Annotated in this window: 20 protein-coding genes and 1 pseudogene; 18 read left to right on the top strand and 3 right to left on the bottom strand. The window is 50.8% G+C overall.

The window, feature by feature from the left end; genetic code table 11:
• The first annotated feature begins 114 nt into the window (after nucleotides 1–114).
• Nucleotides 115–435 carry an iron-sulfur cluster biosynthesis family protein gene (locus MKZ24_RS21630; protein ID WP_042236352.1) on the top strand — a complete coding sequence of 107 codons (321 nt, stop codon included), beginning with the start codon at nucleotides 115–117 and terminating at the stop codon, nucleotides 433–435.
• Nucleotides 436–503: 68 nt separating this feature from the next.
• Here MKZ24_RS21630 and MKZ24_RS21625 read toward each other — a convergent pair.
• A pseudogene (locus tag MKZ24_RS21625) lies at nucleotides 504–734 on the bottom strand (SDR family oxidoreductase); the annotation flags it as partial.
• A 94-nt stretch (nucleotides 735–828) separates the two neighbouring features.
• Between MKZ24_RS21625 and MKZ24_RS21620 the strand changes: the two are divergent.
• The 4 genes from MKZ24_RS21620 (at nucleotide 829) to MKZ24_RS21605 (ending at nucleotide 3,889) form a co-directional block, all read left to right on the top strand.
• Nucleotides 829–1,437, top strand: a complete 609-nt coding sequence (locus MKZ24_RS21620; RefSeq protein ID WP_340786289.1) for an FGGY family carbohydrate kinase — start codon at nucleotides 829–831, stop codon at nucleotides 1,435–1,437.
• On the top strand, nucleotides 1,383–2,216 hold the full coding sequence (locus tag MKZ24_RS21615) for an FGGY-family carbohydrate kinase (RefSeq protein ID WP_340786286.1): 834 nt from the start codon (nucleotides 1,383–1,385) through the stop codon (nucleotides 2,214–2,216). The genes MKZ24_RS21620 and MKZ24_RS21615 overlap by 55 nt, the downstream gene beginning before the upstream one ends.
• Before the next feature lie 104 nt (nucleotides 2,217–2,320).
• Nucleotides 2,321–3,238: a class I SAM-dependent methyltransferase gene (locus MKZ24_RS21610; protein ID WP_340786282.1), complete on the top strand. Its 918-nt coding sequence runs from the start codon at nucleotides 2,321–2,323 to the stop codon at nucleotides 3,236–3,238.
• 78 nt (nucleotides 3,239–3,316) lie between these two features.
• Nucleotides 3,317–3,889, top strand: a complete 573-nt coding sequence (locus MKZ24_RS21605) for a GNAT family N-acetyltransferase (RefSeq protein ID WP_042236357.1) — start codon at nucleotides 3,317–3,319, stop codon at nucleotides 3,887–3,889.
• On the opposite strand, the gene MKZ24_RS21600 is transcribed toward MKZ24_RS21605, so the two are convergent.
• A complete protein-coding gene (locus MKZ24_RS21600) occupies nucleotides 3,886–4,488 on the bottom strand; it encodes an AAA family ATPase (protein WP_340786280.1) in 603 nt (200 codons plus the stop codon). The genes MKZ24_RS21605 and MKZ24_RS21600 overlap by 4 nt on opposite strands.
• 392 nt (nucleotides 4,489–4,880) lie before the next feature.
• Between MKZ24_RS21600 and MKZ24_RS21595 the strand changes: the two genes are divergently transcribed.
• The 6 genes from MKZ24_RS21595 (at nucleotide 4,881) to MKZ24_RS21570 (ending at nucleotide 14,095) form a co-directional block, all read left to right on the top strand.
• Complete coding sequence (locus MKZ24_RS21595; RefSeq protein ID WP_231637868.1) at nucleotides 4,881–5,360, top strand: GNAT family N-acetyltransferase; 480 nt, start codon at nucleotides 4,881–4,883, stop codon at nucleotides 5,358–5,360.
• A 126-nt stretch (nucleotides 5,361–5,486) separates the two neighbouring features.
• A complete protein-coding gene (locus MKZ24_RS21590) occupies nucleotides 5,487–6,092 on the top strand; it encodes a hypothetical protein (protein WP_340786278.1) in 606 nt (201 codons plus the stop codon).
• 289 nt (nucleotides 6,093–6,381) lie between these two features.
• A complete protein-coding gene (locus MKZ24_RS21585; protein WP_340786274.1) occupies nucleotides 6,382–10,338 on the top strand; it encodes a discoidin domain-containing protein in 3,957 nt (1,318 codons plus the stop codon).
• Between the two features lie 150 nt (nucleotides 10,339–10,488).
• The gene (locus tag MKZ24_RS21580; protein WP_340786271.1) at nucleotides 10,489–12,090 is read left to right on the top strand and encodes a peptide ABC transporter substrate-binding protein; all 1,602 of its coding nucleotides are present in this window, start codon (nucleotides 10,489–10,491) and stop codon (nucleotides 12,088–12,090) included.
• 118 nt (nucleotides 12,091–12,208) lie between these two features.
• Nucleotides 12,209–13,129, top strand: a complete 921-nt coding sequence (locus MKZ24_RS21575) for an alpha/beta hydrolase (protein ID WP_340786268.1) — start codon at nucleotides 12,209–12,211, stop codon at nucleotides 13,127–13,129.
• A 189-nt stretch (nucleotides 13,130–13,318) separates the two neighbouring features.
• Nucleotides 13,319–14,095 carry an NAD(P)H-dependent oxidoreductase gene (locus MKZ24_RS21570; protein ID WP_340786266.1) on the top strand — a complete coding sequence of 259 codons (777 nt, stop codon included), beginning with the start codon at nucleotides 13,319–13,321 and terminating at the stop codon, nucleotides 14,093–14,095.
• A gap of 145 nt (nucleotides 14,096–14,240) precedes the next feature.
• On the opposite strand, the gene MKZ24_RS21565 is transcribed toward MKZ24_RS21570, so the two are convergent.
• Entirely contained in the window at nucleotides 14,241–15,224 is a 984-nt protein-coding gene (locus MKZ24_RS21565) for an SHOCT domain-containing protein (RefSeq protein ID WP_042236371.1), read from the bottom strand.
• A gap of 225 nt (nucleotides 15,225–15,449) precedes the next feature.
• Between MKZ24_RS21565 and MKZ24_RS21560 the strand changes: the two genes are divergently transcribed.
• From MKZ24_RS21560 to MKZ24_RS21530, 7 genes are all read left to right on the top strand, one after another.
• The gene (locus MKZ24_RS21560) at nucleotides 15,450–18,110 is read left to right on the top strand and encodes a sensor histidine kinase KdpD (protein ID WP_340786262.1); all 2,661 of its coding nucleotides are present in this window, start codon (nucleotides 15,450–15,452) and stop codon (nucleotides 18,108–18,110) included.
• Entirely contained in the window at nucleotides 18,103–18,819 is a 717-nt protein-coding gene (locus MKZ24_RS21555; protein ID WP_042236373.1) for a response regulator, read from the top strand. The genes MKZ24_RS21560 and MKZ24_RS21555 overlap by 8 nt, the downstream gene beginning before the upstream one ends.
• A gap of 228 nt (nucleotides 18,820–19,047) precedes the next feature.
• Complete coding sequence (locus tag MKZ24_RS21550; protein WP_042236375.1) at nucleotides 19,048–19,374, top strand: hypothetical protein; 327 nt, start codon at nucleotides 19,048–19,050, stop codon at nucleotides 19,372–19,374.
• Nucleotides 19,375–19,652: 278 nt separating this feature from the next.
• Nucleotides 19,653–20,597 (top strand): ketopantoate reductase family protein, encoded by a 945-nt coding sequence (locus MKZ24_RS21545; protein WP_340786257.1) that lies wholly within the window; start codon nucleotides 19,653–19,655, stop codon nucleotides 20,595–20,597.
• A 130-nt stretch (nucleotides 20,598–20,727) separates the two neighbouring features.
• Nucleotides 20,728–21,213 (top strand): nitroreductase family protein, encoded by a 486-nt coding sequence (locus tag MKZ24_RS21540; protein WP_340786254.1) that lies wholly within the window; start codon nucleotides 20,728–20,730, stop codon nucleotides 21,211–21,213.
• Between the two features lie 31 nt (nucleotides 21,214–21,244).
• Nucleotides 21,245–22,990, top strand: a complete 1,746-nt coding sequence (locus tag MKZ24_RS21535; protein WP_340786251.1) for an ABC transporter ATP-binding protein — start codon at nucleotides 21,245–21,247, stop codon at nucleotides 22,988–22,990.
• Nucleotides 22,974–24,818: an ABC transporter ATP-binding protein gene (locus tag MKZ24_RS21530; RefSeq protein WP_340786249.1), complete on the top strand. Its 1,845-nt coding sequence runs from the start codon at nucleotides 22,974–22,976 to the stop codon at nucleotides 24,816–24,818. Before MKZ24_RS21535 ends, MKZ24_RS21530 begins: the two co-directional genes overlap by 17 nt.
• Nucleotides 24,819–24,833 lie beyond the last annotated feature (15 nt).

Genomic DNA, 24,833 nt, shown 5'->3' with positions numbered 1-24,833 from the left:
TTAATGTCAAACCCAAAGTGACTGCTGTCACAGGAGTCCAGGCAAAATACACACTATACTTGTCACCTGATCGAATTCTCAGGCATTTTGCCCTACAAAGGAGAGAAATATCTGATGCAAATACAACTAAACCCGCTTACTGAAGAACGTCTTACGCAGAGTCTTGCCGGCCAGCCCGGGCAATTCAAAATGTTCTATGATACGGAGGATTGCGGCTGTAATGGCGTTCTGGTCATCCGGATTGTAAGCGGTCCTTCCCCGACGGATATCGTATTTCAAACCGAACCCTTCACCTTTCTGTGTGACCGGCAGCAGGAATCCCTATTCGATGAGATCATGCGACTGGAAGCAGAGGAAGGCTACCCGGCCTACAAACTGACAAGCGATTCTACTTTGTTCGGCAGTAATATCAGGGTGCAGGATGCACGCAACTAACAACGGTATGTAATAAGGCCATCCACCGTGAATAACGGGAGATGGCCTTTCTTTTGAAGCAGGGCAGACTATTCATAAGCAGTCCATCCGCCATCGGCTGTCACTACAGCTTCATTAATAAAGCTTGCTTCGTCTGAGCCGAGGAACAGGGCAAGCTGCGCGATTTCCTCCGGTTTGCCTGTGCGCGGATTGAGAGCCACCCCCGGCTGGGTATGTCCCTTCCCGAATTCATTAATATGCGTCATGGTAGATCCGATATTACTCTCCACCCCGCCCGGAGCAATCGCATTGCAGCGGATGCTACGTTAATAATCACTCCTTGCTGCCTGGTTGACGCTGTACTTCATGAAGGCTTACCATAGAGGCTATATGAACGGGAAGAGGATGAAGTATATGATCATGATCGGACTGGATATCGGAACCACCTCAATTTCCGGATTGCTCTACGATCTGGAGATACGAACCGTCCTGCATTCGACGACAGAGGAACAGGTAAGTAAACCCTTCAGCCCGAATCATGAATGGGAACGTCTGCAAGAGCCGGGGATTATTCTGCAGCAGGCTGAACGTATCCTTGGTCTCCTGCTGTCAAGGGGGCCGGAAGCAGCACGAATCGGCCTGACCGGGCAGATGCACGGGATTGTATATATAGACCAGAACGGCAATCCTCTGGGCCCGCTCTATACGTGGCAGGATGGCAGAGGAAATCTGCCTTCCGGGGCGGATAACAGCCTCACTTATGCGCAGCAGCTTAGCAGGCTAACCGGATATCATATAGCTCCCGGCTACGGACTAGCCACTCACTATTATAATTTGCAGCATCAGCTGGTGCCTGAGCATGCAGTCCAATTCTGCACGATTGCGGATTACATCGCGATGAGGCTGGCGAACAGCGTGGTACCTCTAATTGATGCAACACACAGGCGGCTGGCATCGGGGGCTACAGCTTGCAGACAGGTGCTTTTGATATCACTGCGCTTATGCAGGCCGGAATTGATGTGACGATATTGCCGCCGGTTGTCCCTTCCGGAACCGCAATCGGTACAACACTACAGGGAATACCGGTGTATACTTCGCTCGGTGACAATCAGGCCAGCTTCCTGGGCAGCGTACCGCAGCCCGCCGGTTCATTGCTGCTGAACATCGGCACAGGAAGCCAGCTGTCGGCCTGGCTTCCTGAATACAACCCTGCTCCATCAGCAATGGAGGTGCGTCCTTATCCGGGCGGTGGAGTACTCATGGTAGGGGCTGCGCTTAGCGGCGGCAGGTCGTATGCTCTGCTGGAAGGCTTCTTCCGGCAGCTGATCACTGCTTACACAGGAGAAGCACCTGCAGATATCTATTCTCTGCTGGCCCAGTTGCTTGCGGAAGAGCCAGCAGATGGTATGACCGCCGGACTAAAGGTGAATACACAGTTTCTGGGTACAAGAGCAGATCCGGGCAAGCGCGGCAGCATCGAGGGAATCACTCTGGATAACTTCACACCTGCCGGACTGTCCCATGCTTTTCTCCAAGGTATGATTGATGAATTATACGGCTTCCTGAAGGATCTTGAGCAGCAGGGGGCGAAGGGGTTCACCCGCCTCATAGGTTCCGGTAATGCATTGCGGAGTAATCCGGTGCTGTGTGCCAAGGCTGAAGCAGCATTCGGAGTACCGCTCACAGCTGGTGCGCAAATGGAAGAAGCTGCGGTAGGGGCGGCTCTCTGTGCCGGTGTGGGCAGCGGGGTGATCTCCAGTTTCAAGGCTGCTGGTGCTTTTCTTAGGGATGTTTGTCATTGACAAAATATATTAAATATGCTATAATTTACATATTAATGTTTTGTGTATATAATAAGATTCTCCCGGCCGGGGGAATCTTATTTTTTTTATGGGAGGATATACGTTTGAAGCAGAAAGAGTCCAGTTTAACTTCCAAAGTAGCAGCGTTTGGCCGAGCCTATCACAGTAAATATGACACACCCAAAATTTTTGATGATTATTTGGCCCAAGACTTGATTTCACCGCAGGAGTTTTCAGACATCAGCAAGAATATGGTGCAGGGCATCCCTTTTTTCAACACAGACATTGCAAATCAACATCAGGATGATCCGGACGCCATTCTGAAATGGATTACACATGTACAGCTGTCCCCGACACCGCTCGCGCGTGCTGCATACTGTGAGGCCATATTACTGCATGAGCTGATCTTAGGATTGAAGCAGTATGTCATCCTTGGAGCCGGACTTGATAGCTTTGGCTACCGTCATCCTGAATTGAAAGACCGGCTGGAGATCTTTGAAGTGGACTATCCGGCTACACAGGAGTTCAAGAAGCAGAGGCTCAGTGACGCCGGGTTGGAAGTTCCGGTCAATCTTCACTTTGTACCTATGGATTTCACCAGGGAATTCTCTTCTTCCAATCTGATTGGGCGGGGGTTTGATCCACAAGCCAAGACCTTCTTCAGCCTGCTGGGTGTATCCTACTACCTGACGAAAGAGGAGAACGCCAGCCTGATTACTGAATTGTTCAACGGTCTCCCTGCAGGCAGTTCTATTGTACTGGATTATGCGGATGAGCGGCTTTTTGAAGAGAAGGGGCTGTCGGGCCGGGTGGAAAAGATGGTGCAGATGGCTGCCGCCAGCGGTGAGCCGATGAAATCCTGTTTCGCTTATCATGAAATGGAGCAGCTGCTGGAGCAAGCGGGTCTGCTTATTTATGAGCACTTATCCCCGGCGGAGATCAATGACAGGTTTTTCAGCAACCGGAGTGATGCTTTGACCGCCTTTGAGACGATTCATTATCTTCATGCAATCAAGAAATAACGTCTAATCACAAATCCGCCTCCCAATCTAATATTATTGATTGGGGGGCTTTTCAAGAAATGTGGAGGATGATAACCTATGCAGAGCAAAGGTGAAGAATGTGTACATACAGGGACCCAACTGATTGTTACGGAGCGTCTCAGTTTAAGGCCATTCCTATTGCAGGATGCAGCCAGCATGTACGGCAACTGGATTGGCGATCCGGCAGTTCAATCTGAATATGGAGAGCAGGCCTGCGATACTGTTAATGATGTGAATGAGCTGCTTACGCGCTGGACCGCCGCTTACGGCAATAAGGACATTTATAGATGGGCCATAGTGCTTCAGGAGGACGGAGAATGCATCGGGCAAATTGCCTTCTGCAGTATAGATCACGAACACCGGATTGCGGATATTGAATACTGCATCGGACAAGCTTACCAGCGGCAGGGATATGCCAGTGAAGCTTTGTCCGCTGTGATTAGATATACTTTTGCGGAGACGGGCCTGCACCGGCTGCAGGCTTTTCACCGCGGGAGGAATAGTGCTTCCGGAGGCGTGCTGCGTAAGGCGCAAATGACGTACGAAGGCACGCTCAGGCAGAGCTTTTATTACAGGGAAACCGGAGAATATGATGACAGAATCTATTATGGAATTATAAAAGGGGACTAGGCAGTCCCTGCACCTGCTCCGTAAATAAAAGCTTCCACAGCCGCAGCAGCAACGTTCCTGTCCGGATGGGAATTATCAATCTGTGCCACCTGCGAAGCCGGAAGCGGCCATGCCACGGTGCGGCTGCCCAGGGAAGCGCTGAACTCATCCCAGTGTGCGAACTTCCAGGCGTCCAGAGGGGATTGTCTGCCCTCAAGCCGTTCACGAAACGCTGCCGCATCCGGAAGACTGACCATCACAACTTTGACCTCGACCTCCTCCAGTGTACGTCCGATGCGCGACAGTTCACGCACGATCCACTCCGGGTCGGCCGCTTCTTTGGTGAAGGGACCTACGACGAATATATCGCTTTGTAGTCCGATATTGTCCAGTGCAGCGTCCATCGTAATCCGGTACCCCAGGTCTCGGCATAAGCTTTTATATTCATCCGAATCCCTGTCATCGGGGTCCAGTCCATGCATAGTCATGATCGCTGTAGCTGCCGGACGCAGCAGAATATCCATATCGAATACAGAGGCCGGGCGCCGGGCTGCTATGGTTTTGGCTAGTGTTGTTTTGCCGGTCCCGCCCGGACCGAGGAAAAATACAAGTTTGTTCATTAGACTCACTCCTTGAAATGTGCAGAATTCTCGGATACTCCTTATGGAACCGGATAACCGCAGGAGAGATCAGGCAGCTCTCCAACGGATTTGGATTGGCTGAAGCTATGATAATGATAGCCTATTCTGAATAGAAAAAGCACCTGCCAATCTCTAAAATAAGAATTGTCAGAAACAACAAAACCTAGAATAGAGCAATTACAATGGCAAAAGCGGTGTTTTTTCATGCGGGTTGGAGTGAAATCCGTACCGGTACTTGTTCTGGATGGATGGGGCTATCATATTAATTTCGTAGCTTTTTTGCGAGTTGATGGATTAGGAAGTCTGCTGTTATGATAAAGTGTATAGGATAGCGGGACATAGCCCGGAAGAATGGCGGGAGGCTTAACAGAATGATGAATATCAGATACATAGAGCGAAGAGATAATGCGGCCATTGAAGGGATTATACGGGAATGTCTGATTGAATTCGGGGGCAACCGTGAGGGTCTCGCCTGGGCTGATGACAGCATGCATGACCTATACACCTATTACAATAGTGCTGCGAACAGGGCTTACTGGATTGTTGAAGAAGATGGAGAGGTGCTTGGCGGCTGCGGAATTGCACCTTTTGATGAGGAGAACGGGATCTGTGAGTTGCAGAAAATGTATCTGTCATCCGCCATCCGCGGCCAAGGAGTTGCTGCAGATCTATTAGGGACGGCGCTGGCATTCGCCAGGCAGCATTACGGCAGATGTTATCTGGAGACGCTGCAGACCATGCAGGCCGCAGGCCGTTTTTATGTCAAACACGGTTTCGGGCTGCTGGATGCTCCGCTTGCCGGCTCAGAGCATTATGCCTGTGATGCCTGGTATATCAAAGAATTGTCTTAGAATGGAATAGTAGGTCATCTAATCCTCCTTGAAGATTCAGGGAGGATTTTTGTCACATTCCAGAATAAACCACCGGGATTATAATACTCGGGTGTAAGCACCCAGTAATCGCAAGGAAGGTGGATTTTGAAGAAGCTTGTTTACAGAATCATCAGAGCGCTGTTTCTTGTAGCCTTTTTGATCCTAGCCCTTGACTATTCCGGCAAGGTTGCCAAAGAAAAGCGTTATGAGAGCTATGCAACGGAAGCTGTTGATGTGGATACTATCGCAGCCCGAAGGGAGTACACCAAGTCGATACTCAGCCTGACAGAGCCGTTCCGTATCAGTTTCCAGAAGCAGTGGATTCCTGAGGATGAAGAGCATGTGATTGATATTCAGCAGGTGATCCGCAAGATAGGCGATACCGTCGTTACGCTGGAGAAAGCCTACCTGAGCCGGGGTGACGTAACTTTGGCACTGTCGCTGGAGCATCATACTGTAGTGCGGAGCGGTGCTTTTTTGTACGATTATATGATTGATAAAGATGGAGCGCAGCATGGGATAACCCCTGTGCTGAAATTCTATTCCCGCAACGAGCCGCTTGCTGTTGAATCCTTCGGTTACGGGTATGGTTCAGGCAGCAGCAGTGTCTCTGTGTCTATTCCCCTCGAAATCCTGGAACAATACAATTATTCTATTGATGTAGAATACGATGGTTTCGTATTATACGGGTACGAATATACGGGTGATTAATATGATGCAGGCATGATCCTTGAGCACTTCCCGGGCGGAAGTGCTTTTTTTTGATCACGATCATTGAATCGCCTATCTTTTAAGTAGAATTAGCTATTAAAGATCTTGCTGCATTATCTTTATAATTAGTGTGTATTGCAGCGAAGTGAAGGGAGGCGATGAAGATATTATAGATTGTTACGTAAAAAGATTAGACCAGAAGGGTGGCATAGACAGGTTGTAAGAAGATTGGCTCATGGGTTCTGCATTTGTTGTAACCGCTCTCACAATCGAAATGAGGAGGAATATAATGCGCAACAAGTATGTCTTATGGTCACTTGTAGCCACGCTGCTAATCTCAACTCTGTTTATGGCCGCTGGACCGCTGACACATTCATCAGCTGCCGGGGGACAGAATCTGACGCTTAACAAAACCATCACCTCCAGCGGCCAATCTCAGACGTATACGCCTGACAACGTCAAGGACAGCAACCAGAGCACCTATTGGGAAAGCACAAATGATGCTTTTCCCCAATGGATTCAGGTTGATCTGGGTGGACTCACCAGTATTGATCAGCTCGTGCTGAAGATACCTGCAGGCTGGGAAACACGCACGCAGACGCTGGCGGTACAAGGGAGTACGAACGGTTCCACCTTTACAGATATCGTGGCTTCGGCAGCTTATGTGTTTAATCCATCGGCTGCGGGCAACAGTGTTACGATAAACTTTGCAGCAACCAGTACGCGTTATGTGCGCCTGCTCGTAACCGCGAACACCGGATGGCCGGCAGCCCAGTTCTCTGAGCTTGAAATTTACGGTTCCAGCACTCCAACGGCCACCCCTGCAGTCACTCCTACTGCAACACCGGTTCCAGCAGGTACCTATGAAGCAGAATCTGCCGCACTCTCCGGCGGGGCGAAAGTGAATACAGATCATGCGGGTTACTCCGGCACGGGATTTGTTGACGGTTATCTGACCCAAGGACCGGCATCCACCTTCACGGTGAACGTAGCCGCAGCGGGTTCGCGGAATGTTACGCTGAAGTACGCCAATGCGAGCGGAAGCGATAAGACCCTCAGCATCTATGTTAATGGAAACAAAATTCGCCAGTCCAGCTTACCTAATCTGGCGAACTGGGATACCTGGAGCACGAAGGCCGAGCTCCTGACGCTGAACTCCGGCAGTAATACCATCGCTTATAAATATGATGCAGGTGATACGGGGAACGTTAATCTGGATCAGATTGTTGTAGCGGCAGCAGTGACCGCTACGCCGACACCTTCACCTACAACGGCACCTACAACGGCACCTACAACGGCTCCATCACAAACACCGGTGCCTACGGCTACGGTGGCGCCTACTTCCACAACTACACCTGCGCCAACCGCAACCCCAGTTCCGACGGCATCTCCAACGCCGACCGCCACACCGGTTCCAACGCCAACGGCTTCCCCTGGAGGGAACATCGCCATTGGTAAGGCAATCAGCGCATCCTCCAGCACACAGAATTTCGTTGCCGGTAATGCCAACGACAACAATACGGCTACTTACTGGGAAGGAAGCGGTAATCCAAGCTCGCTCACGCTTGATCTCGGTGCCAATCATAACATCACTTCGATTGTACTGAAGCTGAACCCGGCCACGGAATGGGGGACACGGACTCAGAATATTCAAGTACTAGGACATAATCAGAGCACCTCAACCTTCAGCAATCTGGTCTCCGCTCAGGCGTATACGTTCGACCCAGCCAGCGGAAATACGGTGACGATTCCCGTTACGGCAACCGTCAAGCGTGTCCAGATCAATATTGCTTCCAATTCAGGTGCCCCTGCGGGACAGATAGCCGAGTTCCAGGTCTATGGAACACCTGCACCGAACCCGGACCTGACGATTACAGGCATGTCATGGACTCCGGCTTCTCCCGTTGAAACGAATGAGATTACATTGAATGCCATCGTGAAGAATAGCGGCAGTGCCGCAGCAGCGGCCTCAACAGTTAATTTCTATCTGAACAACGAGCTGGCAGGCTCGGCCCCGGTAGCAGCTCTGGCAGCGGGTGCTTCGGCAACCGTGTCATTGAATGCCGGTACCCGAACAGCTGCCACCTACCCGCTCAGTGCGAAGGTAGATGAGACTAATCTGATCATTGAACAGAATGACAGCAACAACAGCTACAGCAGTCCTTCATCACTTGTTGTTGCTCCTGTATCAAGCTCCGACCTTGTAGGTACGACATCCTGGACACCGGGCAATCCGGTAGCAGGTAATAGCGTATCCTTTGCAGTCAATCTCAAGAATCAAGGAACAACTGCTTCCGCAGGAGGTGCTCATGGAATCACCGTAGTATTGAAGAACTCAGCTGGTTCCACCGTACAGACATTCAACGGCTCCTACAGCGGAGCGATTGCTGCAGGGGCTTCTGTGAATGTCTCCATCCCGGGAACATGGAGCGCAGTCAACGGCAATTATACCGTCACCACAACAATTGCTGCAGATGCGAATGAAGTAACGACCAAGCAGGTTAATAATGTAAATACCGTTAATCTAGTTGTATATGCCCTGCGCGGGGCCAGCGTCCCATACAGCCGGTATGATACACAGGATGCAACCCGTGGCGGATCTGCTACACTGAAATCGGCTCCAAACTTCGACCAGATGCTGATTGCTTCAGAAGCATCGGGCCAGAGTTACGTAGCCCTGCCTTCGAATGGCTCTTATGCCCAGTGGACCGTCCGTTCAGGTCAAGGCGGTGCCGGGGTCACAATGCGATTCACAATGCCGGATTCGGCAGACGGAATGGGTCTTACCGGAGCGCTGGATGTATACGTAAACGGCACCAAAGCCAAAACCATCCCGCTTACTTCCTATTACTCCTGGCAATATTTCTCCGGCGACCAGCCTGGTGATGCACCAGGTGCCGGACGCCCATTGTTCCGCTTCGATGAAGTACACTGGAAGATGGATACACCGCTCCAGCCCGGTGATACGATCCGTATTCAGAAGAATAACGGGGACAGTCTGGAATATGGTGTGGATTTCCTGGAAATCGAGCCTGTCCCGGCAGCGATTGCCCGCCCGGCCAACTCGGTATCGGTAACCGATTACGGTGCAGTTGCGGGTGACGGCCAGGATGATCTTGCAGCCTTCAACAGCGCGGTTACAGCAGCCGTGGCCGGCAACAAATCACTCTATATTCCAGCCGGAACCTTCAATCTCAGCAGCATGTGGGTGATTGGCTCCGTCAGCAATATGATCAATAACTTTACGGTTACAGGGGCTGGTTACTGGCATACTAACCTGCAATTCACCAATCCTAATGCTGCGGGCGGCGGGATCTCGCTCCGCATCCTGGGTAAACTGGATTTCAGCAATGTCTACATGAATTCCAATCTCAGATCACGTTATAACCAGAATGCCATCTACAAGGGAATGATGGATAATTTCGGCAACAATTCAGTCATTCATGATGTCTGGATTGAGCATTTTGAATGCGGCATGTGGGTAGGCGATTATGCACGGACTCCGGCAATCTTCGCTAACAATCTGCTAGTGGAGAACAGCCGTATCCGCAACAACCTGGCTGACGGCATCAACTACTCCCAGGGTACCAGCAACTCGACCGTCCGTAACACCAATGTGCGCAATAACGGAGACGATGGTCTGGCCGTATGGCCGAGCAACACTTTCGGTGCTCCGGATGGGGTGAATAATACCTTCTCGTACAATACAATCGAGAATAACTGGCGTGCCGGCGGGATTGCCTTCTTCGGAGGCAGCGGCCACAAAGCGGATCATAACTACATTATCGACACGGTAGGCGGTTCCGGCATCCGACTGAACACGACCTTCCCGGGTGCGCATTTCAACAACAACACGGGCATTCTTTTCTCGGATACCACGATTATTAACAGCGGCACCAGCCGTGACTTGTATGACGGGGAACGCGGCGCGATTGACCTCGAAGCTTCGAGTGACCCGATCAAGAACGTAACGTTCACTAACATCGATATCATCAACACCCAGCGTGATGCGATTCAGTTCGGATACGGGGGCGGATTCTCCAATATCGTATTCAACAACATCAATATTAACGGCACAGGACTCGATGGAGTAACCACCTCACGCTTCTCCGGCGCCCATAAGGGAGCTGCGATCTATACGTATACCGGCAACGGCTCGGCTACATTCAACAACCTGACTACCAGCAATATTGCTTATCCAAGCCTGTATTATATCCAGACCGGCTTTGGGCTGCTGATACAGTAGACAGAATAGTAAGGGGAGGGGCTCAAGCGGGCTCCTCTTATTTTACATGGAATATTAATATTGATCTTCGATAAATTCCGACAGCGTAATATCTGCCCCCCATGCTATCCTATTCCTAATACATAATGGCTTTACAAAGGGGAAACGTTGATGAAAAGGTTGCTTCATGTCATTTTGGCAATAGGTTTAATGTTGAGTGTAACGCTCACGGGAGGGACGGGCAATTCATCTGCTGCACAAGCTAATACTGTATTGCGTATTGGTCTGGGAAGTCTTCCAGAGGTACTTGACCCGGCAGTAATTGCAGATGACAGTTCAGTTACGGTTGTTAAGGGGTTGTTTGAAGGACTGTTCCGCCTGAATGCTGCCGGCCAGGCTGTTCCGGCAATCGCAAAATCATGGACCCTATCGAATGATGGCCTAATCTATACCTTCACCCTTCGTTCGAATGCGAAATGGAGCAATGGGCAGCAGGTGCTGGCCTCGGACTTCGAGTATGCCTGGAAGCGGGCGCTCGCTCCGGAAGCAAAGCATGTCTACGCTTTTAATATGTATATGATTAATAATGCGCAGAACTACAACGAGGGAATTCTCAAGGATGCTGCCAAAATCGGCGTAAAGGCGTTGGATACAACCACTCTTCAGGTCACATTAAAGGAGAAGACCTCCTATTTCATTCAGTTGCTTGCGGAGAGCATCTATCTGCCGGTGTACCCGAAGAACGCAAAAGCCAACAGCCAATGGGCATCAGATATTAAATCTATGGTAACCAATGGTCCCTTTAAGCTGAAGCAGTGGTCCTATAAAGAAATTGTTCTAGGCAAGAATCCGGATTATTATGCGGCCAAAGAAATCAAGCTGTCTGAGGTACGCTTGCTTCTGCCAAAAGCCGGAACAGCAAATCCGACGGCTGCTTTCGTCAATAAAGAGGTGGATTGGGTTGGAGGCGGAGGACAAGAGCTTCTGGATTCATCTTCTTTAGATTACAGAACATCCAAGCTTACTTATGGAGCGCCATATGCAACTAATTATTACTATCAATTCAATCTGAATAAGGCTCCATTCAAGAATCTGAAAATACGTAAGGCATTGGCTATGGCCGTTGACCGCGAAGGTCTGCGTTACGGTACTCCTGCATTTGGAGTTGTTCCCCCAAGCATTCATGGAGCGAAGCTGAATTTCAGGTTAGAGGTCTCCGACAAAGCCTACTTAAAAGAAGACGCTGCAATGGCGAAGGTGCTGCTGGAGGAAGGGCTGCGTGAAGAAGGATTGACCACTCTTCCAGAATTTACAATTATTATGAATGATGAGGGCAACCATGATTCCATCGCAGAATCTGTCATTTCGGATTGGAAAGAGAAGCTTGGCATTCAGGCAAGTCTTGAGGTGCAGAGCTGGCCGGAGCTGATGGATAACCGGGCGAATCAGAATTTCTCGGTGGCTAGAGCAGGTTGGGGAGCAGATTTCAATGATCCGGCATCTATGCTGGAGCTGTTCACCTCATGGAGTCCGGATAATGATACAGGCTGGAGCGATGAAGGGTATGACGCTTATCTAAAGGAAGCCCGGCAAACGGCAGATCCTGTTATACGCATGCAAATCTATACGAAAGCCGAAAAAATGCTTATCGACCAAATGGTAATTCTCCCGCTGTTTTATTGTGTTTCCGGTGTACTGCATAATCCTTCAATCCAAAATGTACACGTTGACTATGACGGGTCTATAGCGTTTACAAGAGGGTTTTGGATGTGAATCTATACAGGAGCTCGGTATCTTACCGCAGCTCCTTTTTTGCACCTAAACGCATCGCAAGACAAGGTATGAATAGAAGTGGTAAAATTTACTCAACTGATTTCACAGGAGGCAAAAGATGATGCGGATTGAACCCAGAGAGCTCAGCTACAAAGCATTCCCTGCATCGGAAGCGACAGCGGTGGGGATGAAAGTCCTGCCTATGAATCCTGACGCGGTCTATTGCAAGGTGCTGCACAATCATACCTATTGCGAGAGAGACGGCCGGCCCCTGCATATGCATCTGATATTACCGTCACAGCATGAACGTCCGGATGCAACCTGGCCGCTGCTGGTGTTCGTGCAAGGTTCGGCATGGAGACAGCAGCAGCTGGATGCGAATCTCGCACCGCTGTCATGGATATCCAGACAAGGCTATGCAGTTGCAATCGTGGAATACCGCCCGTCAGACCTAGCGCCGTTCCCCGCGCAGATCCAGGATGCTAAGACAGCTATACGGTATCTCCGGAAGAATGCCGGGCAGTTTAATATTGATCCGGAGCAAATCGTAATTTGGGGAGACTCCTCCGGCGGTCATACGGCAGTGATGACGGGGATAACTCCGCAGGACAAGACGCTCGATACGGATGTGTACAACGGATTTTCCTGCGAAGTGAAGGGAATCATCGACTACTACGGTCCTGCAGATATTACCCGGATGAATGAGGCGCACTCAACGATGGACCATGCCGGAGCAGATTCTCCCGAAGGCCTGCTGATCGGAGGTCTGAATGTACTGGTGAATCCGGAGCAGGCGGAACCAACCATTATTATGAATCATATTTCGCAGGAAGTGGACATTCCGCCCATCCTAATCATCCATGGCAATAAGGATCGTCTGGTCCCTTTTGAGCAAAGTGTGCTGCTGTATAACGACCTGAAGCAAAAAGGTAAGGATGTTGAGTTCTACAAAATAGAGGGAGCCGATCATGGCGGCCCGGACTTCTGGTCTGATGATGTGCTCGGTATTGTTCAAGCTTTTATTATACGGGGAGGGTGAGGTCATAAGCGGATAACGCTTGTGGCCTTTTTGCAGGTCTTCACTAATCGTTCAAGATCAAGCTGTATCCGGCCAGACAACGAAGCATAACTATGTTATTATATGCAATGAATGAATATATTTATATTCATTCACAAAAACAAGTCCAAAATATAATTATGATCTCATCACTACTCTGGAGGGACAGTCATGAAGAAAGTCACCGCAATCATTGGTAATCAGCAAAAGCATGCGACGTACAGAGCAGTCTGCGAATTTGAAGCTCAGCTAAGGACATACGGGGAGATTGAGTTTGAGTACATTTTCCTGAAGGATTACAGGCTAGAGTTCTGCCGGGGCTGCAAGGTCTGCTTCAGTAAAGGCGAAGAATTGTGCCCGCTCAAAGATGACCGGGATGTACTGATCAGGAAGATGGAGCGCTCCGATGGTGTTATTATGGCCACTCCGAATTATGCATTCCATGTATCGGCAACGATGAAGAATCTGCTGGACCGGCTGGCTTATGTATTCCATCGGCCGCAGTTCTTCGGCAAGACTTATATAGCGGTCGTCAACCAGGGCATTTACGGCGGCAAGGGTATCGTCAAATATCTTAGCAGTATGGGAGAGAATCTGGGCTTTCAGGTGACCCCGGGCTGTGTGCTTCATACGATGGAGCCGATAACACAAGCTGCCCAAGAGAAAAATTCACAGCAAATCCGCAAGGCCGCCGCCAGATTCCACAAAGGGCTTATGCGTCCGTCACCTCCAGCGCCCACGTTATTTAGACTGATGCTGTTCCGCTTGTCCCGGACCAGTATTCATAATATGCTGGATGACAAGTCCAAAGATTACCGGCATTACAAGGACAACGGCTGGTTTGAGTCGGCTTATTATGTTAAAGTTCCGCTGGGGCCCTTCAAAAGACTGGCCGGACGCCTATTTGATCTGATCGGTCGAAGAATGGCTAAGAATGCTAAACAATGAATGAGTATAATTATATTCATTCACGGAAAATGGGGGTGCGTTGGATACGCTGACTTGGCTGAGGCTACTTCAATAGCACAATTAAAAAAGAGCTATGCCTCCTGCAATAGCAGAGGTCATAGCTCTTCAAGACTCACGCAAGAAATCAGCTGTTCAGCAGCTCAGATTTCTTGCGGTCGAATTCCTCTTGCGAAATTACGCCCATATCCAGCAGCTGTTTGAACTTCAGCAGTTCATCCGCGGCACTAAATTTCTCCGGTTTCGCAGCAGCTGTTGTTGCCGGTTCTGGTTTGGAATCAAACCCTAAGTCAAAGAATTCGCCTTCAATTACATTAATCTCCGAATCTGCAACCGCACGCTGCACCTTATCCCTATCCTGCGCCAGCTGAGCTTCTGAATAATGATCGCAAGCATCGTACAAAGCTTCCCGCAGGCGGTGTCCCATAGGTTTCATGGAGAAATAGGTCATCCCACCGGAGAGAAGTCCGCCCAGAACAGGTATGAACTTGGATGCGCCTTGGGCGAAGGTTTTCTTGGTAATTTTAATCCCGATATAAGAAGAGATTTTCTTCAGCAGCGGGTAATACATCGTTTGGGCGAAGTCTTGCCGGGTCTGCTCATTCAGTAGCTGCCGGGAATTAGGTGCGTTCAGAATGCGCAGCATCGGAGCAGAGCCGGCCACTCCAAACATAACTCCCAGATATAATGTAAGCTCACGGCTAACCTGCTCCGAATCCGGGTTGTTGCCTTGCCACAGAGCTGCGCCCCCATAAAGGTAGGCTAATTCCTGGGACAAGCGCATGGCTACGCCAAAAAACTGCAGGGTGTCTGCCGGAATGGTCGCTGCCATGGCTAATCCGCCCGGAAGGCCTGCTGCTGTGGAAGCTGCTGTACTCAAGATAGTACGCTTTTCAATTAGCGTCTTGGCTAGTTTGTCAATGACCGATAGGCTGATCCCGGCTTCAAGCGGTCCCCGCTCCAGTATGGTACTCATATTTCCATAAGTATCATATTTGGCAAACTGCTGTGCAAGGAATTCACTCCGGTCAACCTGTACCCCGGGAAGCTTCACTGCTCCAGCCAAAATCATCTCCATCGTCCCTTGTCCAGATTGCTGTTCGTTGGTCATCTCAGATCTCCTTAGAATCGGTATGTTGAATTATTTACTCTACAATATTCTGCACCGCCCTGCGGATCACCTCCTAAATGATGCCATCCATCACCTCATCTTAATGCAATCTTAATGCCACAGCCAATTCCATAATGTCATGCTGATTGTGCACATGATATACTGACGCTATCATAAAGAGTACGAACGCACGGCATGATGCTTATATAGGAAGGAACCATTCGAATGGCAGGATACACACCGGCTGAGAATCAGCGGGGCAGGCTGAAAATATTCTTCGGCTACGCACCCGGTGCAGGCAAGACATGTGCTATGCTCTATGCCGCGCATGAAGAACAAAAGGAAGGTCTTCAGGTGGCCGCAGGCTTTATTGAATCTCATAACAGAGCAGATACGCAGGAGCTGCTGAACGGGCTGGAGCTTCTGCCACCGCTGGACATATCTATTCACGGGGAAAGGGTCCGGGAGTTTGACATTGACCTCGCGATCCGCAGAAGGCCGCAGCTGATCCTGGTCGATGATCTCGCCCACACCAATGCTCCGGGAGGCCGCCACAAAAGAAGATATCAGGATGTGGAGGAGCTGCTGCGGGCTGGAATTCACGTATACACCACGGTAAATGTTGAGCATATAGAGAGTCTGACTGATGTCGTGACCTCCATTACAGGTATTCCTGTGCTGGAGCGTATTCCGGACAGCGTATTTGACCGTGCAGATCTGGTGGAGTTTGTGGATGTCGGACCCGGCGAGCTGATTGAACGTTTCCAGAAAGGCCGGATATACCCGGATGAAGAGCTGCAGCAGAGACATGCAGGTTTGTTCATCCCCGAAAAACTGCTTGCCCTGCGGGAAATTGCACTGCGCTATACAGCTGACCAGCTGAACAGGATCGCCGTACAGCTTGGGGAGAAGGCGGTCAGTGCTACCTTTTATACGAAGGATCATATACTGGTCTGCCTGTCCTCGGCAATCTCCAGCAAGAAGGTGATCCGCACTGCAGCCAGAATGGCCGATGCCCTGCATGGAACGTTCACGGCACTGTATGTGGAAACGTCTAGGACGAAAGAATTAACAGTCAAGAACAAGGCAGAGCTGCGAGAGAATCTGAGATTGGCAGAACAGCTTGGAGCACAGGTCGCGACAGTCTATGGGGAGGATGTTCCCGGACAAATTGCCGAATACGCCAAAACAAGCCGGGTCTCCAAGATCGTTCTGGGGCGTTCTCAGCACAAAACCCGCTGGCCGGCCAAATATACCATTGTCGACAAGCTGTCGGCGTCCGCTCCGAATATTGATATTTACATTATTCCGGATAATGGGCCTTCCTTGTACAAAAAGTTCCCGCAATATGCCAAATCTCCGCTTCTGACGCTGGCTGATACCGGTAAAACGATAGGCATCCTGCTGGTCTGTACATTGATCGGGTTATGGTTCAAGTATCTCGGCTTCAGTGAAGCGAATATTATCAACGTGTATATCCTGGGTGTTCTGCTGGATGCGATGGTTACGAAAGGGCGGCTGTACAGCGCAGCTACTTCGATTTTGAGTGTGCTTGTATTTAATTATTTGTTTACTGAGCCTTTATTCTCTCTGCAAGCCTATGATTCCGGTTACCCAGTGACTTTTCTGGTCATGCTGTCAGCCTCGTTTATCACGAGCACACTGACCTTGCGGGTGAAGGAACAAGCCAGGGAATCCGCACAAAAGGCTTACCGGACTGAGGTTCTGCTGGAGACCAGCCGGAAGCTGCAGCAGGCCAAGGATACCCCGGCGATTATCAACGAAACGGCATTGCAAATGCTCAAGCTGCTGGACCGGAGCATTATTATTTATGGGGTAGTGGAGGGTGAGCTTGCCGAACCACTGATTTTTGCCAAGGAGGAAGCCGCAGTTGATCCGCAGAGCTGTATCTTCGATGATGAACGCAGAGTTGCGGAGTGGGTGCTGCAAAATAACAAACGGGCAGGAGCTTCAACAGATACTTTCTCAGCCGCTCATTGTCTGTATCATGCGGTGCGCGGAGGGGATACGGTCTTTGCGGTGGCGGGCATCGTAATGGAGCAGGAAGAACCGCTGGAGGTTTTTGAGAAAAGCCTGATGATTGCCATGCTGGGTGAATGTGCCCTTGCCCTGGAGAAAGATAAGCTGAATGAGAAGCAAAAGGAAATCTCTCTGCAAATCCAGCAGGAACAGCTGCGTACCAATCTGCTGCGGGGCATTTCACATGATCTGCGCACACCGCTTACGAGTATTTCCGGCAATGCGGGCATACTGATCGGCAACTCGATGGTCCTGAATGAAGAGCAGAAGAAGGAACTGTATAACGATATCTACGATGATTCCATGTGGCTGATCAATCTGGTGGAGAATCTGCTGTCCATTACCCGGATCGATAACGGCGCTCTTCACCTGAATTTTCAGGCGGAGCTGCTGGAGGAAGTGATTGCCGAGGCGCTGCTGCATGTAAACCGCAATAAGGATGAGCATCATATTGAGATCCGGCTGGAGGATGAGCTGCTCATGGCCAGAATGGATTCACGGCTGATTATTCAGGTCATCATCAATCTGGTGGATAACGCGATTAAATATACTCCGCCCGCGTCACAGATAACGGTATCCGCCAGACGCGAGGCGGGCTGGGTGGTAGTGGAGGTCGCTGATGATGGCCCCGGCATTTCACCTGAAGCCAAAGCCAAGGTGTTCGAGATGTTCTACACGGCAGACAACGTGCGCGGAGACGGCAGGCGCGGATTAGGCCTAGGACTGGCACTCTGCAAGTCGATTATCCACGCCCATGGCGGTAATATTGAATTACGAGATCATGCACCGCAGGGGACGGTATTCAGCTTCACCCTGCAGGCAGAAGAGGTGAATGTCCATGAATAAACCTTTGATACTTGTGGTAGAGGATGACAAACCTATCCGCAAGCTGATTACGACAACACTGGAGACCCAAGGCTATAAATATCATACCGCAGAGACAGGGGAAGCTTCGATTCTAGAGGCCGTGTCCAGTCAGCCGGATATCATGATTCTGGATTTGGGGCTGCCCGATATGGATGGTGTTGATATTATCCGAAAGGTCCGGGCCTGGTCCAATATTCCGATTATTGTGGTCAGTGCGCGCAGTGAAGACCGGGACAAAATTGAAGCGCTCGATGCGGGGGCTGATGATTATCTGACTAAGCCGTTTAGCGTGGAGGAGCTGCTGGCCAGGCTGCGGGTTAGTCTACGCCGGATCCGGGGAGACAGCGAGAAGCTGATGAAGGATTCGTCTGTTTTTACCAACGGGAATTTGCGAATCGATTACTCGGCAGGCTGTGTCTGGATGGAGGATGAAGAAATCCATCTGACGCCGATAGAATATAAGCTGCTGTGCCTGCTGGCCAAGAATGTGGGTAAGGTATTAACCCATAATTACATCCTGCATGAAATCTGGGGCAGCCCTACGTATGATATTCCGGCACTGCGTGTATTTATGGCTACACTCCGGAAGAAGATCGAGAGTACACCCTCACAGCCGAAGATTATCCAGACGCATATTGGTGTCGGTTACCGGATGCTTCAGGCAGGAGACGACAGCAAGGTGATCTGAACCGGCTGGCGGAATTCGCACAGCTGCGGTCCCCAATAACATTCTTAACCATGTCCTTAACAGACATGGTTATTTGTCGTTCCAGCTATGGAGGCGCTAACTGGAGCGGTTGTGCTACCGGCATTTTAACGAAATCTTAATTCGCTGAAGCAAACCCTAACCCTGAATTAATGGCATGAGTGGTACGCTGAAGCGGAAGTGATACACAGAAGAAGGAAGGCAATGTAAATGGATCTGATGTTTAGAAATATTGGTCTGCTCACGGTCATAACAACATTACTGGTTCTGATCAAAAAGAGATACGACTGGATCGGTCTGCAGCAGGAAGGCTGCTATGAGAACTGTGATGTATATAAAGCAGCGGACCGGTTCGCTAATGGAGCGTCTCCAGAGGAGGTCAGGGCGATTCTCGTTGACAGCTTCGAGTTCGATCTAAAGGGGCCGGAACAGATTCTTGCCCGGGCGTTGCCCCGCAGAATGGAACCGGACGGAGGACATCGGGCTTTTATCCAGGCGGTCAATCAGGAGCTGGGTGAGGAAATTTACCGCTCATAATTCAGAAGAATGCACACGGATAGTCATGGTCCATTCGCAGAAAAGCCCCTGTAGGAGAAGCAATCATCGGCCAGTCGCGCACACCTCTATGGCGTGCGTTGTGGAATGAAGAAGATCCGCTGGGCCTGGGCCCAAGCTTATTAATAGACAATCACCTGCACTATGTTCATAAATGTACAGACATGCCCGCATTGGCAATTGCGCATCATCCCCTCTGCTGATAATCTAATGAACAGATGTTCAGAAAAGAACAAATGTTTGAAGATGAGAGGGGATTAATGATGCGGATATTAGTTATTGGAGCAGGTGTACTCGGCAGTTATTTGGCACATGTGCTGGTGCGTGGCGGGAATGACGTAACGGTGCTCGCCCGGGCGAAGAGAGCGGCCCAGCTGCAGCAGGACGGGCTGGTGATCCGGCATTATTTTCAGCGTAAAACGACTGTAGACCAGGTGAAGGTTATTACCGGACTCCGGACGGAGGATGTCTATGATCTGATCTTCGTGGTGATGAAGTACAATGACTTCCCGGCGGTGCTGCCGCTTCTGGCGGACAACCAGAGTACCAATATTGTTCTGGTCGGCAATAACGGAGATACTCACGGCATGCAGCGGTTCTTCAAGGAGAACAGCCGAATTCCACAGAATATCGTGTTCGGGTTTCAGCTTAGCGGAGGGATCCGGGAGAAGAACGGCCGTGTGATCAGCATTCGTATGGGTGTTCAAATGGTGCTGGGCAGCCTGGAAGGGGAGGTTCCCTTCAAGTCCGAGCTTGCGCAGGCCTTCCGGCAGACGAAATACAAGCTTGATTATCCGGAGGATATTACCGCATGGTTGCTGAGCCATATTGTTCCAATTGTAGCTATCACTTCAGTCAGTTATCTTCATAACGGCGATTTGGCAAAAGCAACAAAGGATAACGCCCGCTGGAAACAAGCCGTTGCGTTGATAGATGAAGGATTCAGTGTGCTTGACAAGCTTGGCATTAAGACGAATCCGGCAGCACTCGTGAAAGGGGTTAAGCGGCATCCACGGCTGGTCTATCAAGGAATGAAAATGGTCCACAAGCTGCCATTCATGAAGCTGGTGGACGGCTCCTTCAGCGAGATTTCCGCACTTTATCAAGCGTTTGAACCGCTTAAACAGCAAGCGGGTCTGCCTACTCCGGCCTGGGATGATTTCAAGCAGCAAACGTTCACGAAATATGCCCTGGAGCAGAAATGACAAACTAACCAGAAACAACTCATGAAGAGACCGCTGCTGCGGAGCTTTATGAGTTGTTTTGTTATGCGGCTTGACAATTCCCTGAATAAGGGTATACAAATGTATACAACTGAAGGAGTGAACATAAACCATGACAATCATTGATACCATCCAGACCCGCAGAACAATTAAAGTCTTCAAACCGGAGCCAATCCAGGAGAACGATGTGAACTCTTGGCTGGAGGCGGCAAGCTATGCCCCGAATCACCGGATGAACGAGCCCTGGGAGCTGCTGTTTATTGGACCGGAGACAAGAGCAGCGCTGAACCATAAGACAGATTTCGGCGGAGCTCCATTGTTAATTGGCATTCTCTCCAAGCCTGCCGCCAGCCAGATGGAACGCGATGAGAACGTTATGGCCGTCTCCTGCTATATCCAGAATTTCATGTTGGCTGCCCATGAAGCAGGTGCAGGTGTGTTCTGGTCGTCCCTGGGCGCTTCAGTCCGGGGCCGTGAGATTCTTGGCGTTCCGCAGGAGCATGATGTGATAGCTGTACTCGCTGTGGGCTATCCGGCGGAAATCCCTGCTGCCAAGCAGAGAACGCCAATCGCTGATAAAATCACATACTTGCCGTAAACGGACGACTGATGAGATGAAGGTGACCTGAATGTGGAAACTCAGGGGGTTCATGAAGCCGTATGTACTCTGGTGCGTGCTCGCCCCGCTGTTAATGGTAGTTGAGGTAGTTATGGACCTGCTGCAGCCGGCACTGATGGCCAGCATCGTGGACAAGGGCCTGATGATGAATGATCTGCCGCATATTATTTCGACAGGCGGGATCATGCTTGGGGTTGCAATCATAGGTATGGTCGGCGGTGTAGGCTGTACTGTTTTTTCAAGTATCGCTTCACAGAATTTCGGGAATGATCTGCGGATCAAGCTATTTGAGCATATCCAGACCTTCTCTAACCGGAATCTGGACCGGCTCAAGACCGGATCACTGATCACCCGTTTAACGAATGATGTGGTACAGCTGCAGACTTTCATGCAGATGATATTACGGATGTTTGTTCGATCTCCACTGCTGCTGATCGGCAGTCTGGTGATGGCGATCCGGATCAGTCCGTCGCTGGCGCTAATCCTGCTGGCTGCGGTCCCGCTGCTGTTCATTCTGCTATACGTGCTGATCCGTCTATCTTTTCCTTTGTTTGCTAGAATGCAGGAGAAGCTGGATGGGGTAAGCAATGTGCTGCAGGAGAACCTATCCGGCATCCGCGTGATCAAAGCTTTTGTCCGCGCGGGACATGAGCAGAAGCGGTTCGATACCGCTAACACAGACTATACCAATACCGGAATTAGAGCCATTCGCCTAATGGCGCTCAACATGCCTCTGATGATGGCTATCCTGAACGCAAGTATTATTGCCGTCCTCTGGTTCGGCGGGCTGCAGAACTGGAGCGGCAAGCTGCCGGTGGGTGAACTGATCGCATTCATTAACTATGTAACCCAGCTGCTGATGTCCATGATGATGCTGAGCAACATGCTCGCGTTTGTATCACGGGCTAAGGTGTCAGGAGACCGGGTGAATGAAGTGTTCGCAACCACAAGCGAGATTACAGAAGCACCTTCGGCGAATAGTGATGTAATTACGTATGGACGGATCGAATTCAACCAAGTCTCGTTCGCCTATAACCGGGCAGATGAGAATCTTGTGCTGGAAGATATCAGCTTTGTTGCGAACCCCGGCGAGACAGTTGCTATTCTGGGGGCTACCGGTGCCGGCAAATCCACGCTGGTCAGCCTGATTCCACGGTTCTACGAGGTGTTGTCCGGAGCTATTGCCATTGACGGAACAGACATCCGGCAGATTGGCATTGATCATCTGCGCAGCCGGATCGGCTTCGTTATGCAGCAGTCGCTGCTGTTCAGCGGCAGCATTAGGGACAATATCCGCTACGGCCGTCCGGAAGCCACAAATGCAGAGGTAGAGCAGGCAGCTATAGCCGCCGAAGCACATGGGTTTATTAATACACTGCCGGATGGTTATGACACCTTGCTCGGGCAGCGTGGGGTTAATCTGTCCGGCGGACAGAAGCAGCGGCTGTCCATCGCGCGTGCGCTGCTGATTCAGCCCGTAGTTCTGATTATGGACGACAGCACCAGTGCGCTGGATGCGGTAACGGATGCGCGGATTCGTCTGCTTTTGAAGACTCAGCTGCGGAACTGCACCATAGTTATGATAGCTCAGCGTGTATCGTCGATCATCGATGCGGACCGGATCCTGATCCTGGAGAATGGCCGGATTGCTGCCCAGGGCACCCATAAACAACTGATGGCAGGCAGCGAGATTTACCGGGATATCCGGGAGTCGCAGCTGAAGGGAGAGGAGGAACCTTATGTCCAGTCATCCTAATCAGACACAGGCACCCGTCCGCCCAGGCGGGTTCGGCGGGGGGCCTCCCGGCGGACGAGGAGCTGTGGTGCCGAAGGTTCGCGCGAAGAACCGCATGGCTACGATCAAGCGCATCTGGTCTTATCTGAACCGTCAGCGTACGGGACTTATTATGGTCTATGTATTTACAATACTTAACGCCGTAGTAGCACTGATCGGGCCTTATCTGCTCGGAAAAGCGATAGACTCGGCAATCATTCCCCATGATTATGGGCGGCTCGTCCGGTTCTGTATCATGCTGGGCGGTGTTTACCTGCTTGGCAGCGCCGTCTCCTGGGTGCAGGCCTACGTAATGACTTCCGTGTCCCAGAGAACGGTGTACGAGCTGCGGCGTGATCTGTTCGCTAAATATCAGGAGCTACCTATAGGCTTCTTCGATACGCGTGCCAATGGTGAGCTGATGAGCCGGGCAACCAATGACATCGACAACGTGTCGAACTCATTGAATCAAAGTGTGACCCAGCTGCTGAACAGTCTCATCACATTAAGCGGTTCGCTGGTCATAATGCTGATGCTGAATGTTCCTCTGACGGTTATCGCTTTGGTGACGATCCCGCTGGTCCTGCTGGCCAGCCGTAAGATTACTGGCCTCAGCCGGATCTATTTCAAGAACCAGCAGCAGCATCTGGGTGAACTCAACGGCTTCATTGAAGAAGCGATCAGCGGCCAGAAGGTGATCAAGCAGTACCGCAGAGAAGAAGCTGAAACGGCAAGGTTCCGCGGAATGAGCGGTGAACTTAATAAGGTCAGCATTAAGGCGCAGATTGTATCCGGGCTGGTCGGTCCGGTCATGAACCTGATTAACAACCTGGATTTCGCGCTGATTGCCAGTGTGGGCGGATGGATGGCATTCAAAGGCCTGGCTACAGTCGGAGTAATTGTCAGTATGCTGAACTACGCCAAGCAGTTCAGCCGGCCGATATCCGAGCTTGCGAACCAATACAATCTGATCCAGTCGGCAATTGCCGGAGCGGAGCGTGTATTCGAAGTGATGGATATGCCTTCGGAGTACATCGGCGAGCAGCCGCAAGAGCTGCCCCGGGTGCACGGGGAAGTGATATTCCGTGATGTCGTCTTCGGCTATCAGGCGGATGCTCCGATCCTGAGCGGTGTAAGCTTCGTAGCTAAGCCTGGCGAGAAGATCGCACTCGTCGGCCCGACCGGGGCAGGGAAGACTACTATTGTTAACCTGCTGACCCGCTTCTACGAAATGAACAGCGGAGAGCTGCTGATCGACGGAAGAGATATCCGCGAACTGAACAAAAATGAGCTGCGCAGCCAGTTAGGTATGGTACTGCAGGACGCGCATGTATTCTCTGGAACAATTCGTGAGAATATCCGGTTCGGCCGCCTGGACGCTACTGACAGTGAGGTTGAAGAGGCCGCAAGCCTGGCTAACGTCAGCGGGTTCATCGCAAGATTGCCGCATGGATACGATACGATGCTTGGCACGGACGGAACATCGCTCAGCCACGGCCAGCGCCAGCTGTTGACGATTGCCCGTGCCATCCTTGCCGATCCGGCTATCCTTATTCTCGATGAGGCAACCAGCAGCGTGGATACCCGGACTGAAATGCATATCCAGCAGGCGATGCGGACCCTGATGCAGGGCCGGACCAGCTTTGTGATTGCCCATAGGCTAAGCACGATCCAGGATGCGGACAGGATTCTCGTCATCCAGGGCGGTCAGATCGCCGAGCAGGGCAGCCACGAGCAGCTGCTTGCTCTAAAAGGTGTGTACCATGAGCTGTATAGCAGCCAGTTCAAGCATGCGGTTCAGGCAGGCTAAGGCAGCAACAGTACA

The sequence above is a fragment of the Paenibacillus sp. FSL R7-0297 genome (assembly GCF_038009025.1).
GTDB lineage: Bacteria > Bacillota > Bacilli > Paenibacillales > Paenibacillaceae > Paenibacillus_AQ.
The sequence above is the reverse complement of the archived record's forward strand: the minus strand, read 5'-3'. Positions and strand labels throughout refer to the sequence as shown.

Coding starts and splice junctions, on each gene's coding strand:
- MKZ24_RS21630 (WP_042236352.1), top strand. CDS start 115: ATGCAAATACAACTAAACCCGCTTACTGAAGAACGTCTTACGCAGAGT.
- MKZ24_RS21620 (WP_340786289.1), top strand. CDS start 829: ATGATCATGATCGGACTGGATATCGGAACCACCTCAATTTCCGGATTG.
- MKZ24_RS21605 (WP_042236357.1), top strand. CDS start 3,317: ATGCAGAGCAAAGGTGAAGAATGTGTACATACAGGGACCCAACTGATT.
- MKZ24_RS21600 (WP_340786280.1), bottom strand. CDS start 4,488: ATGAACAAACTTGTATTTTTCCTCGGTCCGGGCGGGACCGGCAAAACA.
- MKZ24_RS21595 (WP_231637868.1), top strand. CDS start 4,881: ATGATGAATATCAGATACATAGAGCGAAGAGATAATGCGGCCATTGAA.
- MKZ24_RS21585 (WP_340786274.1), top strand. CDS start 6,382: ATGCGCAACAAGTATGTCTTATGGTCACTTGTAGCCACGCTGCTAATC.
- MKZ24_RS21580 (WP_340786271.1), top strand. CDS start 10,489: ATGAAAAGGTTGCTTCATGTCATTTTGGCAATAGGTTTAATGTTGAGT.
- MKZ24_RS21575 (WP_340786268.1), top strand. CDS start 12,209: ATGATGCGGATTGAACCCAGAGAGCTCAGCTACAAAGCATTCCCTGCA.
- MKZ24_RS21570 (WP_340786266.1), top strand. CDS start 13,319: ATGAAGAAAGTCACCGCAATCATTGGTAATCAGCAAAAGCATGCGACG.
- MKZ24_RS21565 (WP_042236371.1), bottom strand. CDS start 15,224: ATGACCAACGAACAGCAATCTGGACAAGGGACGATGGAGATGATTTTG.
- MKZ24_RS21560 (WP_340786262.1), top strand. CDS start 15,450: ATGGCAGGATACACACCGGCTGAGAATCAGCGGGGCAGGCTGAAAATA.
- MKZ24_RS21555 (WP_042236373.1), top strand. CDS start 18,103: ATGAATAAACCTTTGATACTTGTGGTAGAGGATGACAAACCTATCCGC.
- MKZ24_RS21550 (WP_042236375.1), top strand. CDS start 19,048: ATGGATCTGATGTTTAGAAATATTGGTCTGCTCACGGTCATAACAACA.
- MKZ24_RS21545 (WP_340786257.1), top strand. CDS start 19,653: ATGATGCGGATATTAGTTATTGGAGCAGGTGTACTCGGCAGTTATTTG.
- MKZ24_RS21540 (WP_340786254.1), top strand. CDS start 20,728: ATGACAATCATTGATACCATCCAGACCCGCAGAACAATTAAAGTCTTC.
- MKZ24_RS21535 (WP_340786251.1), top strand. CDS start 21,245: ATGTGGAAACTCAGGGGGTTCATGAAGCCGTATGTACTCTGGTGCGTG.
- MKZ24_RS21530 (WP_340786249.1), top strand. CDS start 22,974: ATGTCCAGTCATCCTAATCAGACACAGGCACCCGTCCGCCCAGGCGGG.